Annotated in this window: 18 protein-coding genes; 2 read left to right on the forward strand and 16 right to left on the reverse strand. The window is 52.9% G+C overall.

All coding sequences use genetic code 11. The features are described 5' to 3' along the window. The first annotated feature begins 159 nt into the window (after positions 1-159). Complete coding sequence (locus tag GH984_RS10145; RefSeq protein ID WP_153720104.1) at positions 160-561, forward strand: MbcA/ParS/Xre antitoxin family protein; 402 nt, start codon at positions 160-162, stop codon at positions 559-561. Further along, positions 558-1226 (forward strand): RES family NAD+ phosphorylase, encoded by a 669-nt coding sequence (locus GH984_RS10150; protein ID WP_369692050.1) that lies wholly within the window; start codon positions 558-560, stop codon positions 1224-1226. The genes GH984_RS10145 and GH984_RS10150 overlap by 4 nt, the downstream gene beginning before the upstream one ends. On the opposite strand, the gene GH984_RS10835 is transcribed toward GH984_RS10150, so the two are convergent. From GH984_RS10835 to GH984_RS10230, 16 genes are all read right to left on the reverse strand, one after another. Further along, a complete protein-coding gene (locus GH984_RS10835; RefSeq protein WP_216643660.1) occupies positions 1199-1729 on the reverse strand; it encodes a hypothetical protein in 531 nt (176 codons plus the stop codon). The two genes, GH984_RS10150 and GH984_RS10835, sit on opposite strands and share 28 nt — an antisense overlap. A gap of 16 nt (positions 1730-1745) precedes the next feature. Next, on the reverse strand, positions 1746-2936 hold the full coding sequence (locus GH984_RS10160) for an AAA family ATPase (RefSeq protein WP_153720106.1): 1191 nt from the start codon (positions 2934-2936) through the stop codon (positions 1746-1748). Between the two features lie 236 nt (positions 2937-3172). Beyond that, the gene (locus GH984_RS10165) at positions 3173-4432 is read right to left on the reverse strand and encodes an ArnT family glycosyltransferase (protein WP_172973223.1); all 1260 of its coding nucleotides are present in this window, start codon (positions 4430-4432) and stop codon (positions 3173-3175) included. After that, positions 4429-6354, reverse strand: a complete 1926-nt coding sequence (gene asnB, locus GH984_RS10170) for an asparagine synthase (glutamine-hydrolyzing) (RefSeq protein WP_153720108.1) — start codon at positions 6352-6354, stop codon at positions 4429-4431. Before asnB ends, GH984_RS10165 begins: the two co-directional genes overlap by 4 nt. Beyond that, positions 6354-7460, reverse strand: a complete 1107-nt coding sequence (locus GH984_RS10175; protein WP_172973224.1) for a glycosyltransferase — start codon at positions 7458-7460, stop codon at positions 6354-6356. Before GH984_RS10175 ends, asnB begins: the two co-directional genes overlap by 1 nt. 11 nt (positions 7461-7471) lie before the next feature. Beyond that, positions 7472-8320 (reverse strand): glycosyltransferase family 2 protein, encoded by an 849-nt coding sequence (locus GH984_RS10180; RefSeq protein WP_216643661.1) that lies wholly within the window; start codon positions 8318-8320, stop codon positions 7472-7474. A 253-nt stretch (positions 8321-8573) separates the two neighbouring features. Continuing rightward, entirely contained in the window at positions 8574-8807 is a 234-nt protein-coding gene (locus tag GH984_RS10185; protein WP_172973225.1) for a hypothetical protein, read from the reverse strand. A 40-nt stretch (positions 8808-8847) separates the two neighbouring features. After that, the gene (locus GH984_RS11000; protein ID WP_369692053.1) at positions 8848-8994 is read right to left on the reverse strand and encodes an NAD-dependent epimerase/dehydratase family protein; all 147 of its coding nucleotides are present in this window, start codon (positions 8992-8994) and stop codon (positions 8848-8850) included. A 36-nt stretch (positions 8995-9030) separates the two neighbouring features. Then, positions 9031-10065 carry a glycosyltransferase family 61 protein gene (locus tag GH984_RS10195; protein ID WP_153720112.1) on the reverse strand — a complete coding sequence of 345 codons (1035 nt, stop codon included), beginning with the start codon at positions 10063-10065 and terminating at the stop codon, positions 9031-9033. A 136-nt stretch (positions 10066-10201) separates the two neighbouring features. Next, positions 10202-10969 carry a glycosyltransferase gene (locus GH984_RS10200; protein WP_153720113.1) on the reverse strand — a complete coding sequence of 256 codons (768 nt, stop codon included), beginning with the start codon at positions 10967-10969 and terminating at the stop codon, positions 10202-10204. Positions 10970-11094: 125 nt separating this feature from the next. After that, positions 11095-11529, reverse strand: coding sequence for a DUF433 domain-containing protein (locus GH984_RS10205; protein ID WP_153720114.1), 435 nt, complete (start codon positions 11527-11529; stop codon positions 11095-11097). A 105-nt stretch (positions 11530-11634) separates the two neighbouring features. Beyond that, entirely contained in the window at positions 11635-12888 is a 1254-nt protein-coding gene (locus GH984_RS10210; protein ID WP_153720115.1) for a glycosyltransferase family 4 protein, read from the reverse strand. An 8-nt stretch (positions 12889-12896) separates the two neighbouring features. Beyond that, a complete protein-coding gene (locus GH984_RS10215) occupies positions 12897-13736 on the reverse strand; it encodes a class I SAM-dependent methyltransferase (protein ID WP_153720116.1) in 840 nt (279 codons plus the stop codon). Positions 13737-13772: 36 nt separating this feature from the next. Next, complete coding sequence (locus tag GH984_RS10220) at positions 13773-14624, reverse strand: class I SAM-dependent methyltransferase (protein ID WP_172973226.1); 852 nt, start codon at positions 14622-14624, stop codon at positions 13773-13775. Further along, positions 14624-15595, reverse strand: coding sequence for a glycosyltransferase family A protein (locus GH984_RS10225; protein WP_153720118.1), 972 nt, complete (start codon positions 15593-15595; stop codon positions 14624-14626). Before GH984_RS10225 ends, GH984_RS10220 begins: the two co-directional genes overlap by 1 nt. Then, on the reverse strand, positions 15592-15852 hold the full coding sequence (locus tag GH984_RS10230; RefSeq protein ID WP_153720119.1) for a hypothetical protein: 261 nt from the start codon (positions 15850-15852) through the stop codon (positions 15592-15594). The genes GH984_RS10225 and GH984_RS10230 overlap by 4 nt, the downstream gene beginning before the upstream one ends. Positions 15853-15890 lie beyond the last annotated feature (38 nt).

Genomic DNA, 15890 nt, shown 5'->3' on the forward strand with positions numbered 1-15890 from the left:
CAGAGTCCACAATAAGAATCCGCCATGCAAGCTAAGCTAAAGGGCGTAACAACTCGCTCACGAGCCGTGTCAGCACGGGCGTGCCATTTTCTTTGACTGTAACAGTACAGTCTGGCAGGATCCTCATTAGACTGTAACAATACAGTAAAGGAGAGCATCATGGCGGCTCAAGCCGAACAATTGCTGCAATATGGATCGGGGGTCACCCGTTCGCTGCTGCCGGCCATTTTCAATATTTTCAGCAAGTGGCGCCTGACCGGCGCCCAGCAGATGACTTTATTAGGGCTCAGCAACGAGAAAACCCTTTACAACTGGAAGCGCCAACCAGAAAAGGCTCGGTTAACTCGGGACCAGTTGGAACGGGCCAGCTACATTTTGGGTATTTATAAGTCCCTGCAGATTCTATTGCCCGAGCCGGCACTGGCCGATCAGTGGGTGTCTACACCCAATGACAACCCGCTGTTCAATGGCACAGCACCACTGAATCGCTTACTGGCTGGCCAAGTGGTGGACTTGGCGGTGGTTAGGGATTTTCTTGATGCGGAGCGGGGTGGCTGGTGATCGACATCAACACCCTGCCCGGCAGTGAGGTCGACCAGTCCGTCTATCGGATTATTCTGGCGCGCTATCCGCAAATTGACCTGTTCGATCGTGTCTCCAATCCACAGGATTGGGAGGTGCTCTATGCCGTTGAGTCTCTGACCAATCCCAGGTTGCGCGACGCAGCGGGTGATATTCGCCTGGTGCCAGCGGAAGATCGGGTATACGGCGATGGCGCGTCTTGGATTATGGCGGCTTTTACCCACCCGCCGGTGGATGGCCGCGGTAGCCGCTTTAACCGTGATTTTGGTGTTTACTACTGCGCTGCCGACGAGAACGTCGCTATTGCCGAGTCGTCATTCCATCGGGGGCGTTTTTTACGGGAATCGCGGATTGAAGAAACCACACAAGAGATGCGGGTTATTCGTGCCCACCTAGGCCCGGTGACGTTGCACGATGTAAGACATTTATCCGGACACGCCATCTACCATCCTGACGACTATGGGGCCGCTCAGGAGCTTGGATACGCATTGCGCGAAGCCAAGAGTTTTGGGGTTCACTATCACAGCGTGAGAGCCGATGGGGAGTGCTATGGTGTGATGCGCCCCCGGGCACTTTCCAATGCCATCCACTGGCGCTATCTTCGTTACCAATATGCTCAGGGATCGATACTTGAGGTTGAATGATTGCTGATCAGCACACGCAAGCGGGCCAGTGCCAAGTTGGTCGATTGATCCAAAAGTGACTGCGGGAAACATCGCTGATAGCTTCGTTTTTCTGCGGGATGGCCGTCTAGCATCGGGCGCAGACTGCTTTTACAACTTTGTGCCGTAGAGGGGATAGACACCCCCAAGACGTCAAGCAACATTCCTTCGAGACAGACCGGACTGGAAAGAATCATCTCTATATCGTGCTTTCGAGCAATGTCACGGGCGGGTTGAGTTACTCCCACATCATCATCTAGCAACAACACTCGCTGGTCATAATCCTTGTGCTGATAGCACCTGACCATCCGCTTCAGCAGATCCCGAGGTGACCCTCCGTCACCAGCCCTTACCGTCACTGTCTGACCAGACTTTCGCTGGTCATACAACGACTTCAGATGGTCGACAAACGCCCTATCATGCGCTCCCTCGCCAACAATCAGGAGCGATTTTAGTGCTCTGCGTTTTGTATTGCGTTGCGGCATCCTTGCCTTCCTACCTTCAAATATTCGGGACGGCTCCGAGCGCGCCGGCTTGATACTTGGCAAAGAGGTTGTCGTCGCTGCGTAATCCGACGACCCCATCTAGCCGCCAAGCCTCGCTGACAAGATCTTGCTTTTCGACGAGGTACACCTGGTGTTTGGCCAGCAAGTTCAACGCCTCTGTGGTGTGGCATGAAAATAGAAGCTGTGCATTATGCGGGTTGGTGTGCTCCAAGCGGAACAAATCTAGGATGACCTCCAGCATATGCGGATGGAGATCGCTGTCGAACTCATCAATTACAGCAACACCCCCGCCCTCTAGTACAGGCAAGATATACCGCAACAGCACGTATGCAGATTGGGTACCGCTAGACTCTTCGAAAAATGGCAATGAAAAGCCTTGACCGCCCTCCAGGCGATGCTCGCCGAACGGCACTTGAATGGAGTCCGTTTGCTCGCCCGTTTCATCATGCACCGGCATCTCTCTGAGTTTGACATCACTTAAACCAAGATCCAGCTCGCAGATCGTGCGCCGCGCGCGCTCATGCAATGCCTGATTCTCGCTAAAGAAATGCGCGCTACTCAACAGTTGCTGATGATCATAGTGGGCGCGGCCAGTAACCCTGAGATTTGAACTATAGCGCTCGAAGTAGGCGACAACCTTGGAGGCAGCCGCAACGTCATAGACATGCCCGGCGGCCAGCAACGAGGCATTACCGCGAATCCCCCGCGCATGGGCCGCGTTCATGCCAAAACCCTTTTGCTTAACGGCATAACTGTTGCCACCGCGTTCGCGCACGAACAGGTAGCTGTAGAGACGGCTGGTCTTCACGAACAGCGCCTCATGCAGCACATGCTCAGGCGTTACGTCCAATTGATAGCGATAGGCCTTCCCATCAAGTTCAAAATCGACCTCAAACTCGATCGGGCTTTCCTCATCCAACTTGTGCGGACGCACCGGAATCGGCTGTTGTGGTTCGGCATTCAGAAATGACCGAGAAATGAACCAACTCAAAAAGGCCATTGGCTTAAGCAACTGCGTTTTGCCAGCGCCGTTGGCGCCCAGCACGGCCACAACCTTGTTACCGCGGCTCTGATCAGCAAACGCCAAATCATAGCCGGAATCAGACGGCTGCTTTCCAACCTCGAATGAGACCATCGCTTCCTCACGAAACGAGCAGAAGTTTTTAAAACGGTAGCTTTTTATCATACTGCGCTAAAACCAACGAAATTTTGTTTATATTCGCGCAGAACGACCCAATTAGCAAGCGTAGTGATTAAATGACTCACCACTCCCGCGAAGTGAGCTTGGCCACACGCACAAAGCCAACATTAGACACCGCTCGCCTTGAACCGCAGGGAGTTTTTGGTTCGAAACAGAAGGTAGCCATGGCCGCCTGATGAGCTCTACTTATCGCCCCGGTTATAAATGGGGGGAATACCACTTCATGCCGAGGCCGAACCCGAGGCATTATTGCCTTCTACGTATCGAACCCTTCTCAGCACTAACCACCGCAAATGCGGCAACCATGGCGCTGCCATCACAAGGGCCGGCACAATAAACTTGGCGCGGTGGCGCAGGCCCGTGCCGAAGTTACCGACCCCAATGGCATAAACGAAAACCAGTGCGGCGCAGATCAGCAATACCAGGCGCGCGGCGGGATTGTGCCAAATTGCATGGAAATTTCTAAGAATAAGGAAGGATACGGCCAAGTATAAAAGCCCATCAACTAACCCGAGCAGTTGCGGAAAGCTGCGGATGTCCCACGGGAAAGGGGCGCCAATAAAGTAAGCGATGCGGGCGGGTAGCAGCAGAAGGTAGTGCGCGGCGTTTTCTGGGGATAACCAGTCTGGGTAGCTCGCGCCACCGTGAGCCTGGCGCTGTGCAAGCGCTATCCAGGTATCGACAGACAAGCCCTTTGCCAGCGTTCCGATGTAAGGGATGCTCAGGCTGCCGGAGGCAAGCATCAAAACGGCAACAAGCCCAACCATAACTAAACCTAAGCCTATGAACGAGACATTCCGCCGTTTAAGTGCCGCGCAAAGTCGCTTTGTCTCGTTTAGCAGTAATAAAAGCAGCAACATGACTGCGCCGACCAACATTGCGCCATGCATAAAGCCAGCAATCAAAAAACCCACAAAGGCGAGCAACAGTGCGCCAAGGCGGTCAGATTCTTGCCAAATTACTGCCTGATAAAGCGCAAACAATAATGCGAGTATGATAAACGCCTCGCGCATTGTTAACGCGCTATACATCACGAGCATGGGAAACACAGCAGTGACCCAAGCCGCTCTTAATGCCGCATCCTGACCCCAAATGCGCTGGGCTAAACGATAGGCAAGAAGCACACACAGGGTGCCCGCGATCACACTCAGCGACTGCATAAAGAGCGGGCTACGATCTGCCAAGGCGTAAGCCAAGCTCACCAGCCACGGGTACCCCCAGCCATTCCCATAGCCTGGAAATTGCGCTAGGGCTGCAACAAAGCCTTGCTGGGCAAGGCTCCATGCATAGTTTTCAAAGCTCACGGCGTCAGCAACGCCATCCGGCAACGGGCTAACATACCGATGAAATAGCGCAGCGCCGGCCCGCACAGAAAAAGCAACGCCTAACACCCAACGCAATGCGCGTACTCGCAGCGCCAAAAAAGTGGTCAGCAAAACGCCAAACATCAGGCCAACGGCACCAAAGATTAAGTCAATCATTGAATCCTTTGGCCCTGCCGGTTTTCTTCCAGCCATGCCTGAAACATCAGTACATTCCAAATTTGTGCATGACCGTGACGTCGCCCAGTTAGATGGGCATTCCAGCACCGCCGGACTAAAGTAGGATTTAAAAATCCTTCGCGTCGAAGTCGGTCTTCACTGAGCAGCGACTCCGCCCAGTCACGTAACGGGCCACGTAGCCATTCACCTACAGGCACCGCAAAACCGGCTTTTGGGCGATCTAACAGCTCTTTGGGCACATAGCGATACAGCATCTGCCGCAGCAGCCATTTGCCTTGCCCATCACGCACCTTAAATTGATCAGGCACACGCCAGGCAAATTCCACTAAATGATGATCGAGCATGGGCACTCTGGCTTCTAGGCTTACCGCCATGCTGGCGCGATCCACTTTCGTTAAAATATCGTCTGGCAGATAATTCTGCATGTCGGCAAGAATCATCTGCTCGCGAAGGCTTAGTGCGTCAGAGGACGTACTCGATCCGCCGGCCATAGAACCCAAATCATCAGCCCCGCGCACCAGCGCATCCGGATTCGGCCAGGCGGCGCGCAAACGACGATAGAAATCCATGCCGTCGTTGGCCAGCAAAGCATCGCGAAGCTTTTCCAGCTTTTCACCCAGCTGGGGGATACGAGCTGAGCTCGTGAGGAAATTTGCCCTCAGCGCCAGTGCCAGTGAGGCAGCGGCCGCTTGCCGCATGGGGCGGGGCAATCGATGGATCTGGCGCCAAAGTTTTGGCGCCATGACATGTCGGTTGTATCCGGCAAAGAGCTCATCGCCACCGTCACCGGATAGGCTAACCGTTACTTGAGATCGAGCTAGCTGGCTGACTAGATAGGTGGGGATTTGCGAGGAATCGGCAAAGGGTTCGTCGTAGATGGTTGGCAGGTTTGGAATAACGCCCATGGCCGCCTCTGGGGTAACCGTTAGCTCGGTGTGGTCTGTACCCAGGTGCTTTGCCACGGCGGCCGCGTGCTCGGCTTCATTAAAATCCGCTTCCGTAAAACCGATCGAAAACGTCTTTACCGGCCGTGAACTTTGCACCTGCATGTGCGCCACGATTGCAGAGGAGTCGTAACCACCGGAGAGGAACGCCCCCAAAGGCACATCTGCCTCCATTCGCAGCCCCACGGCTTCATGCAGACGGTGGTCTAATTGATCAATAAGGGTGTTGGCATCAAGGAAGCTATCAGAGCCCTTGGCGGCGATGCCACCCAAATCCCAGTAGCAAGTCGGTTTGCCAATACGTTGGCCGCCTTCTGACACCACCACATAATGGGCGGGCAGTAATTTATGGATGCCCTGATAAATCGAACGTGGCGCCGGCACATTGCCATCCCGCATAAACGCGGCCAATGCATTACGATCAATCTGCCCCTGCCAACTGGGATGCGCGGTTAACGCCTTAAGCTCAGAGCCAAAAAGAAAAGTGCCGCCAGCATGCCCATAATAGAGCGGCTTCTCACCCATGCGATCACGAGCCAAGATTAAACAACGTTCTTGCCGATCCCAAAGGGCAAAGGCAAACATGCCGTTTAGGCGCTGCAGTGCCTCGTCTATGCCCCAATGCCTCAGGCCAGCTAAGAGCGTTTCAGTATCTGAATGACCGCGCCACTCAAACCCACCACCTTCCGCTTCAAGCTCAGCCCGCAGTGTACGATGATTATAAATTTCGCCATTAAACACCAGCACAAAACGGCCACAAGGCGACTGCATGGGCTGGTGCCCAGCTGGTGAGAGGTCAAGGACGGCCAGGCGTTGATGGGCCAAGGCAAGGTTAAGTTCACTATCATTCCAATGCCCATTTGCATCGGGGCCACGACTTTGAAGGCGGCCAGCCATGCGCGCAATCGAAGCTTTATTATGAGTCGACCCACCCCATGCGCCGCATATGCCACACATCAGTACTCGCCCCGATAAACCGCCAAGTAACGCTCGGCTGTGGCGGTTATCGAGTACCGTTCTTGGATGCGTTTGCGTGCCGCTCGGCCTAATTCCTCGTTTTGCTGCGCAGGCTGTGCCAGCGCGGACTTTATCGCCTCCGCTAGCGCGACTGGATCCTTTGGCGGGACTAATGACCCGCGGTTTCCAATTACCTCTCGAACGCCCCCACAGTCTGTGGCCACCACAGGGCGCTGACAGGCCATCGCCTCTGCCACTACAAGACCAAATCCTTCCCATGCGGATGAAAGCACAAACACATCACAGGCTGACATTAATGCCGGCACGTCATGCCGGACTCCAAGCCAATTAATTCGTTCTGAAATCTCTAGGTCGGCGGCAAGAGCCTCGAGCGTCGCTCGAAGCGGTCCGTCTCCAGCCACCGCCAAGCGCCAGCTTCGATCGTCTTTTAAAGCGCTCATTGCCTTGAGTAAGGAGGGGTAATCTTTTGGCGCCCATAATCGGCCTACCGCCAGAATGAGTGACGTCTCGGCTGAAATCTTTAGTTCCTCACGAATTTGCTCACGCAACGCTGTATCAAATCGAAATTCATCCGTGGATACACCGTTATAAACTGGAATCATGCGGCCCGGCTTAACTGCGCCCTGCGCTTCAAAAGCTTGAACAGCTTCATTAGACACATTGGTGGAAATATCCGCCAAGCGATCCGTCAGCCGATAGGCCCAAATGCGAGCACGGCCTTCTTCATTAGAATTATGTGCGCTGCTGATTAGACAACGCATGGGTACTACTAACCTAAGCATACGGGTCAAGATATTGGCATGAACGAGATGCGAGTTAACAATATCGGGTTGGAAGGACTTAACCATCTCGCGCAACCGCCTCAAGCCCACCAACAGCCCAATAGGATTACGCTTCATCGCTAGATTTTCTAGGGATATGTTCCTGTTTTTGGGTCGAACGATTATCGGCTCAGTCAAACAAACTAGCTTTACCTGATGGCCAGCAGAAGCGTATTGATCTGCTAATGCGCATACCAATTTTTCAGCCCCACCGACTTCTAGCCCCGTGATGCAGAGCAAAATTTTGAGTTTAGCGTCAGCCACAAGGCAAGGTTTCAATAAAGCTTTCGCTTTGAGCGACAATTCAGTCGTTTTAGCTGTTTAAATAGCGGGTTGGGTAAGACTTCCGACAATGTCATTTTTAGCACTGATGATAGAAAGCTTAAGTCACTCGCTAATCTAGGGCGACCGTGGGATGCCAATAGTCGTCGGGTTTCCAGCCACGTGCTAAGCCCACCGCTTTGCCCGCCTGACCGGAAAAAGCCGACCGGCTGATCAAGTCGAACAAATGGGATGTCTGCTTTAAGCAACCGGAGCAGAAAGTCATAATCTGCTCTTAAAAGATAACGTTCATCAAATAAGCCGAGTGATTCGTAAATCTCAGTTTTGACGTACATGCCCTGATGCGGGCACGGCATTTCTTTCCACATCCGCGTATCGAGCTCATCATCGGTCAATGGCGAGGCAACGCCAAAAACCTTACCATCCTCATGCGCAAGCTCAACAGGCGCCATTGTAAAGCCTGCCGTGGGGTTTTCTGATAGTGCCGCAGCCACCCTCTCCAGGGTATCCGGGTAAATCACATCATCCGCATTAACCAAACCAATGATATCGCCACTAGCTAAGCTAATGCCCTTATTCATGGCGTTGTATATGCCCTCATCCGGCTCACTGATCCAGTGGTCAATTGCATCCTCGTAGCCGCGAATGATGTCTAGCGTACCGTCCGTGGACACGCCATCAATAATGATGTATTCAACGTTGGGGTAGGTCTGAGACAAGACACTCTCAATTGCCTCGCGGATGTGAGTTTGCGCGTTGTAGGTGACAGTGATGATGGAAATTAAGGGCTGATTGATCGTAACTATTCCTGCCTGTTGTGTAAATTTTATTTTACCCAGCAAGAGTACACACCTGATTATGCCGCAATCTGACCCTTGAATGCATCTGGGCTGATGTATCCAAGGGCTGACTGGCGGCGGATTAGACCTCGGTGCTGCCAACCACATTAAACACTGCCACGGTCGGTGTGCAGGATCACGCTGTGGGGCGGGCTGCTCCGGGCGATGGCTGATTTAAGCGCGCCACGGGCGAGTTCCCCATCGATTCATTGGCTGCTTTCCCAGCCAATTACCTTGCGGGTGCAAAGATCGATTACTACTTTAGCCTCTCAGAGAGCCGGTGCTTAAGCCAAGAATTCTCCTCGCGTAGCTCACGCTCTCGATCACTCACGCCCCGCTCATGCGCCGCCTTCGATCGCCTCTGATAGATCTGCGTGGCATAAATCCCCAGTTCGCGGGCCGCTGCTTCAGCGCCAACTCGCTCGGCCAGCGCGAGGGCCTCGCCTCGATACTCTGCACTGTAGGGAGCGCGTTTTTGTTCCGATATCATTTTCACCTTCGTTGCTATGGTTCACCTCCAGTGCATTAAGTTACTGTGGTGTCCACTGCAAGTGGGTCAGATCATTGTCCTTAGTGCCAGTAAATAAGTTGGCTAGGCCGATGATGTCGCGACCGTCATTCAGCAGGCGTACGCAGAGATGCGAACTTAGGACGCCGGCACCGCCGGTGATGAGGATGCGCGAGCGGTGCGAGTAGTTTTCTTTCGATGTAGGTTATCCAATATGTTCGACCATTTGTTCTAATCGGGCTTCGAAGTGCTTTGCGTCAATAATGTAGTCAGCTCGCTGTGTACTCTGGGCGGCGTCCGTCTTTTCCGCTAGCGAATAGTAGTAATCCAGTTCAAGATCCGATGCCAAGGTGAAGTAGCAGTTATTTTGGCCATCCCCAGAAGCCCTGATCTCAAGGACTTTCCCTCTATCCTTCATCCACAACATGTGAGTTAAACCGGCCCCATGCAATGACACTAACATCTCAGCCCCCAGCATCACTTGAACTTGCTGTTTAAAACTTAAGGCATCCATGTCAATAACTTCAAAGCGAAATTTGCTCAAAACCGGCAATAATTCATCTTCATTTACAATCTTTCGTTTCTTCGCATTTCTACGAGTTATGTAGACTCGCTTCACTTGCCTGCCCTCATTCCGCTTAATGGGGAAAAAGCTGCGCAGCCTTTCCCTAAGATTTATTACAACCTCCCTTCGGTAATTCCCAGTAGGCGCCAAATCAGGCACAACCATAAGATTTTTTACCAAAATTAATTGATCATTATCTTGTTGAAAGACCCTAAAATCAAAAGCAGATAATGAACTTACCATGAAGTCTGCTTTATGATTTGAGGGAATGATCACCACCCCTTTCTCAGCTGCGACTCGATAATTCCGCTCCATAAATTCTAGCTTTTGCAAAACATCAAGAAACCAATGAAAAAAGTTTTTAGAATTAGAATTAGTAACATAGTACGCCTTATCTATCTTTTTCAGCCTACGCAACTTCAACAGGGAAAATAAAGCTTTCAGGTAAGCTTTGAACGAGCCTTTCACTCCAACTCTAATATTAAATTGCTTACGATTGAGAGCTAAGCCTTTGAGCACGTGCCCAGAAGGAAAGACCCATGCACCTGCCTCTTCCGTCTCGGAAACTGCTGGTAACTCTCTGACAAGCTCGTTTCCAAATAAACTTTCATCTTGTGGCATAAGACATTTTGGCGCTTTTCTTTCGACAACCTCAAATGGATACTCATAGTTCATCTCGCAACCCCTTCGCGTTGGCTTTATCCCTGTTCATTGACGGCCCTCAATTCTGACCAATTCAAATTTCTCCCAGAAGGAAAAAAACACCTCATGAAAACCACCCTCAGGGACATATTTTTATCAGAATATATTTTTAACGTCCTTGCCATATTTTTCTTAAAAATAAATAGGGTTTCGCTATATGCCCTAAAATCTCTCCTTTTATTTTATCAAAAGCAGACAAGACTGGCCGCCTCGATAGGTCGATCTCCACCCCTTCCTGCTCGCATAATTCTATCGCCCCCGGCAGCCACTTCCCTTTCAAGATAGCCGTACAGAAATAATCTAATGCCAATGGCGCCTCTCTCTTCACCCCTAGGAAAAGTTGATTTTGTTTGCTGGATTCAATAGTTCCTCTGATCTCCATATCCCAACCGCTCCATTCCGGCCGGATCAACTCCAGAAATGGACGACTTTCCCATATCGCTGCTTGCAATGAAATACGATAAGGAGCATCCTTTGATATTTCTCCAATTTCAGAATTACCCTTGTAAGAGAGATCAGGGCCGGGGCAAGGAAATAGTCTCATACAGACCGCTCTTTCATCAGCGGTAAATTTCAATATCCTTTCGATATAGCCGGAGTTAACCTTACTTTTCAGGAAATAATCCTCCTGTAAATAAATAATATAGTCGGTCTTGATCTCTTTGATTGCCTGAATAAAATTTCCGCCCCATCCTTGATCATTTGGTATTTTAATTGTTCTCACTCTTTCATCTGGATATTCTAAATTGTTGGCAATCAAGTAAATTCGATATGGACAATCTGGCCAGTACCTCCAAAATAGCTCAAAAAAAGGTCTCCAAGCATCTGAATACCCATCAAAAGAAGAAATTACAATGGAGCAATTAGTTGAATTCATATATTGAATTTCGATTTAACTGTAAACTTTGATCCTGCCCAACAATAGTGGACACCTGATTATGGCGCCAAGCTTCAATACCCTGCTCGTTCGCCTAGCGCGCAAGTAGCCGCGATAGATTCTCATCAATCAGCAGCTTTAATTGCGGGCCGTCGCAATGTCAACGCCTTGATTGGTCGGCCGGGCGCCTGGCCCAGGCGTGCGCATAACTGGGCGTAGCGCAATGCTTCTTTTTTAAGCCGCGGGCGATCCTTGGCGATCTCCGAAAACGACACGCCTGCGCGAAACTGCTCAACAACCTGCGCCAACGGTACGCGCGTTCCTATAAACACTGGCTCGGCCGAACACACTTCGGCCTGTCGCTCAACCAAAGAGGCGCCGCGCTTGGCAATGCGCAAGGCGATCTGCGTGCTGCGCACAATCTTAGTCAGGTCTAGCGACACTGGCACATCCCCAGTGCGGGTTAGCTTCAGGCCTTTTCGCTCCCAGCTACCTGCCGAACGCTTTTTTGCACTTAACACCGCATATACATCACGACGATCTGCCCGATTCAACTGCATGCCCTCGGCCTCCAGAGAGCCCTTGAGTCTGAACTACACGACATCACGAAAACCCAGACGATGGCGCTTGCGACCATTGGCCTCATGAACTGTAAGTTATGTCGATTAGGCTGAATAAACAATCTGCTCATACACCGCCCGATACTGCGCCGCGACCACGGGGGCGGCAAACCGCGCCTCCGCCCTCTCCCGCGCTTGTTGGCCCAATAGCCCGCCGATTGGCCCTGTCGCCCGCTGCGCCAGCACCCAGGCGATGCCGTGGGCAAGGTCTTCGGTGTCGAAGGCCTTGGCGAGGTAGCCGGTGCGCTGGTGCTCGACGATGTCCGGCAGGCCGCCGATGTGGAAGGCGATCACCGGGGTGGCGCAGGCGTGGGCTTCGACACCGGTGTTGGGCAGATTGTCCTGGCGCGAGGGGGTTACCATGGCATCGGCGGCGCTGTAGAGCGCGCGCAGGCTGAGGTCGTCGTGCAGGTGGCCGGTGTAGTGGATGGGGAAGCCGAGGTTGGGGGGTGATTGCGGCGCGCGTTGGCCGAAGATGACGAGCTCCATGCCCTGAGCGCGCGTATCGTCGCGCAGATGTTCCAGTGCTTGCAAAAGCAGATCGAAACCCTTGCGCGGGTCACGACCGCCGCCCATGGCGCCAAACAGCAGTAAAGGTACATCCGCTGGCAATCCCAGCAACTCGCGTGCGAGGGATTGCTCCAAGGGCTTCCAACGCTCGGTATCGACGGGGTTCGCCACTACCGATACCGGCCAATCGCGCATCAGCGCACTTTTGCGCACGCAGTCGGCCAGCCATTGGCTCGGCGTCACGATGTGCATGGGTTGTTGCCAGTGCTTGCGTTTGCGCTGCCAGGTCCAGTGGTTAAGGTCGAACCCAGATTCGTGCGAAGGGCGGTTATCGCGACGATAGCCCTCGCGCCAGCGATGATCCTCGGTGTAGTGCTCTGCACCGCAGAACGCCCACATATCGTGCAGTGTCCAGCCGATGGGCTTTTGGATGCGACCGATGTCGGCGATAGAGAGCATCTCGCCCTGCACCCAATGCAGATGCACGATGTCGGCATCGCTGGCGTTGATGCGCTTGACCCACTGCGACGGCAGAATCGCGGGCGAATGGATAATGGGATTACCGGTTTTGAGCGTGTTTACAAGCGGTCTCACCGAATGCGAGCGTACCGCAGCCAATGCTTTGCTCACTTTGCTTGCTGGCCCTTCGACCGTCCAATCACCCGCCTTGGCTTTATTGACCCACATCAGCGAATCCACACCGGCATCGCCCAGGCTGTGATGGATTCGATATGCCGCGCGAGCGGCGCCGCCGGAGATATCAGAGTGGTTTAGGTGGATTACTTTCAAGCGATGTCTCAATGACAAAATATTTGCATAAGAAGTTGACCAGCTCGCGCTTTTCCGCGTGGCAGCCATGAAATCAGTGGGTAGACCCTGCGGCTGCACTCTCCTTTTTCGCGTGCAGCTGGCAGATTGATCTCGCCCTTGCGACGATAAGATCGGCCATAAAGAACCTTCTCTTCTGGTTGCAAACCCATTGCCTGCATTACAGCATCCCAAGAAGTATTGAAATGAAACAACTGCGGTAGGTGGCAAAGAATCACCGGAGCAAAACAATTCGCGATCAAATACTGCCCACCAACACGCAAGTGCTCGGCTGTTTTGGCGGTTAGGCCAATCGGATCTGGTACATGCTCAAAAACATCGGTGGCGATCAAAATGTCATATTCGCCAGTCAACTCGGGCACAAAACGGACATTCGGTGTATTTGCCGCAAGTGCGATCGCAGCCGGATGAGGGTGCGGATCAACGACTTCTACCTGAGCGTTCGGCAGGGCCTCGCCGATGAAACGTGCCAATCCACCAAACCCACCTCCAAAGTCAGCGACGCGCAGAGGCGCTTGATTGACGATCCAGTGCGTAAATTGACGGCGATTTTCTAGGCTCAGCTCATGTCGCTCAACAAATAAACCATTCAACAGCCAAACCGGATGTTGGTAATAAGCCGTAACACGCTCATCCATGTTCAAAGGATCACAACTCAGTTCAACCCAAGGTTCATCCATCAAAGACCAAATCTGCTCAAGGTCCGGATATCCACCAAAACGGTCAAAAACTTCCTTCAGGTACTCTGCTTCTGCCGTCGTCAAATGTTGCAGGACCAACGCCGGGACAAACTTATCTAACTCAGTCATGACACTCTCCTCGCGAGAGCGTCATGGACAATGTACCTACTGTGGCTTGCGCGCCTCGATATACATTGACTCGGCACCTTTGCGCGGTAGTCCGTCTGCGTCGAGATCGAGCGGGTAAAATGGGAAATCTGTAATTGCGCTGCTGTCGGCTGAACGGCGCTCCACTGAAATGAAGCCCACCGCTTCGAGCGCTTGCTGCAACTGGTGGAAGTCCCAGAGCCAGTGATGCTTCTCGCCCACCGCGGCGAGACTGACGTTTTGCGCGCGGAATGCCGGTGGAAGCGCCTGCAGCACTGCTTGAACCCAGTAACGCTGCAACCGTCGTGGAACAGCTCTGAGTGCGCGTTTGAACTGGGTTTGTGCCCCCCCCGCAGCAGGCTTCGACTGATCAGGAGCACCTATCTGCTCGCCTGTGCGATGCCTGATGAAATCGATCATTACCGTGTTTTCTCCAGATTCTGACACACCTTGCTTCGTTTGCTCTTGTAATGTTCGATAGTACTTACCGAGTTCGCCCCCCGATTGTCTTCGAACACATTGATCGATCATTTCCAGCACTAGAAAATCAGCTTTGTCGTGCTTGCCATCATCACGCAATTGCAAATAGGTGCGGGCCATGTTCTCCAAATCCGGGAGAACGAGACGAATCACACCGCCAGCCTCGAGAACACGCAGACATTCGCGTAGAAAACTTTCCACTTGAGGCTTGGGAATATGCTCAAGAAAATGTGATGAATAGACCAACTGAGCAGAGTTATCAGTCAAGGGTAACCGACCAAGTAAGTCAGCTTGTTGGACACCCGATGCCGCGACAAAATCAAAATTTGCCCAGGCCGACTTATCAATAAAGACTGGCCCGCAGGCAAGGTTGATGTATTTTGCAGGCATTAGGCGAAACTCCTTTTTAACTTGCGATAGACAAATCCACCTGTACGGCGCGGCAGGCGCAGCAACGACCATGGAAAGCGTTGGTTTTTCCCGTCGAAAGTGTGATCAAAAACATAACGATCTGCGGCTTGATCTCGGGTAATAGATGCTGGATGAGTAAGCTCGCCTATTGCGCTGGTCGCCATTCCTGCCAACGGGCTATTGGCAGATGCGGTGTGCGTCGAATCCGGCCCAAAACCGATATTGCTGACCAAATTCACATTCGGCGTTGCGGTTAGGCCACCGTGAAACCAGACACTTGCCGTCCAAGGGTAGCCCCAAGAATCGATTTGCCCAGCCCGGACGCGATCGAAAATCTTTTCCCAGTACCGGCGCTCCACTGTGTCTGGGGTATGCCGCTGCCAGGTATCCGACGCGCTCCATGCCGGCCAAAACGGCAGATCGCCTTGATAGTGCCGCCAAGCGCGACGCCAGCTCGCCCAGCCCCAACAGTGGTTGTACTTGGAAAAGTAGTAGGACGCCTCGCCGCGCCGCTGGCCATGTTGGAAATTGTTACCGGTAATCACAGATACCCGTTCATCATCTGCGTATCGGGCTAACAAGGTTTCGCAGAAAGAGAAAAAGTCTGGATGCGGCAAACAATCATCTTCCAGAATAATACCCTGCTCCTCCTGCTCGAAAAACCATGTGATGGCTCCGCTCACAGCGTATTTACACCCCAGGTTCTCCTCCCGAAACAGCGTCTTTACCTCACACGGCCAATCCACCGCTGTGGCAATTTCGCGGACCTTGGCAACCCGCTCAGCTTCACCTTCCCGCCCCTCGCGTGGGCCATCAGCGGCAACATATAAACGCGGCGGCTTCGCTTGCCGGATGGCTTCGAACACCCGCGTGGTGGTGTCGGGTCTATTGAAGACCAAAAACAGCACTGCCGTTTGGAGCGGTGCAAGTGGGGTAAAGGTTGATGTCATTCTCTTGCCTCTGGAAACAATCCCGGCATCCATTGCCCGGCCAGGGTGGCGGGAAACGCCAGCCGAAGTGGTGCGCGCGTGCTGGTGGCGGTCAGCACATTCTGTTCGGTGAGCGCGGCAACCACGCGGCGTGCTTGCCGTTCGCTGGCATCCAGCAAGCCTGGCACATCGCCGCGCAGTAAAGACCCACGGTATAAAATGGCCTCCAGTAAACAGTCTGCTTTCTGCGGCAGGGCGCCGCCGCGTATCTGTTGCACTGCTCAGTGCAGAATGCGATCCCGCAGCTTTTCGGGCG

The sequence above is a fragment of the Spiribacter salilacus genome, from assembly GCF_009649225.1.
Classification (GTDB): Bacteria; Pseudomonadota; Gammaproteobacteria; order Nitrococcales; family Nitrococcaceae; genus Spiribacter; species Spiribacter salilacus.

What these genes read in the sequence shown, in the direction of transcription:
- GH984_RS10145 (WP_153720104.1), top strand. Translation starts at nt 160, where the DNA reads ATGGCGGCTCAAGCCGAACAATTGCTGCAATATGGATCGGGGGTCACC.
- GH984_RS10835 (WP_216643660.1), bottom strand. Translation starts at nt 1,729, where the DNA reads ATGCCGCAACGCAATACAAAACGCAGAGCACTAAAATCGCTCCTGATT.
- GH984_RS10160 (WP_153720106.1), bottom strand. Translation starts at nt 2,936, where the DNA reads ATGATAAAAAGCTACCGTTTTAAAAACTTCTGCTCGTTTCGTGAGGAA.
- GH984_RS10165 (WP_172973223.1), bottom strand. Translation starts at nt 4,432, where the DNA reads ATGATTGACTTAATCTTTGGTGCCGTTGGCCTGATGTTTGGCGTTTTG.
- asnB (WP_153720108.1), bottom strand. Translation starts at nt 6,354, where the DNA reads ATGTGTGGCATATGCGGCGCATGGGGTGGGTCGACTCATAATAAAGCT.
- GH984_RS10185 (WP_172973225.1), bottom strand. Translation starts at nt 8,807, where the DNA reads ATGATATCGGAACAAAAACGCGCTCCCTACAGTGCAGAGTATCGAGGC.
- GH984_RS10195 (WP_153720112.1), bottom strand. Translation starts at nt 10,065, where the DNA reads ATGAACTATGAGTATCCATTTGAGGTTGTCGAAAGAAAAGCGCCAAAA.
- GH984_RS10200 (WP_153720113.1), bottom strand. Translation starts at nt 10,969, where the DNA reads ATGAATTCAACTAATTGCTCCATTGTAATTTCTTCTTTTGATGGGTAT.
- GH984_RS10205 (WP_153720114.1), bottom strand. Translation starts at nt 11,529, where the DNA reads ATGCAGTTGAATCGGGCAGATCGTCGTGATGTATATGCGGTGTTAAGT.
- GH984_RS10215 (WP_153720116.1), bottom strand. Translation starts at nt 13,736, where the DNA reads ATGACTGAGTTAGATAAGTTTGTCCCGGCGTTGGTCCTGCAACATTTG.
- GH984_RS10220 (WP_172973226.1), bottom strand. Translation starts at nt 14,624, where the DNA reads ATGCCTGCAAAATACATCAACCTTGCCTGCGGGCCAGTCTTTATTGAT.
- GH984_RS10225 (WP_153720118.1), bottom strand. Translation starts at nt 15,595, where the DNA reads ATGACATCAACCTTTACCCCACTTGCACCGCTCCAAACGGCAGTGCTG.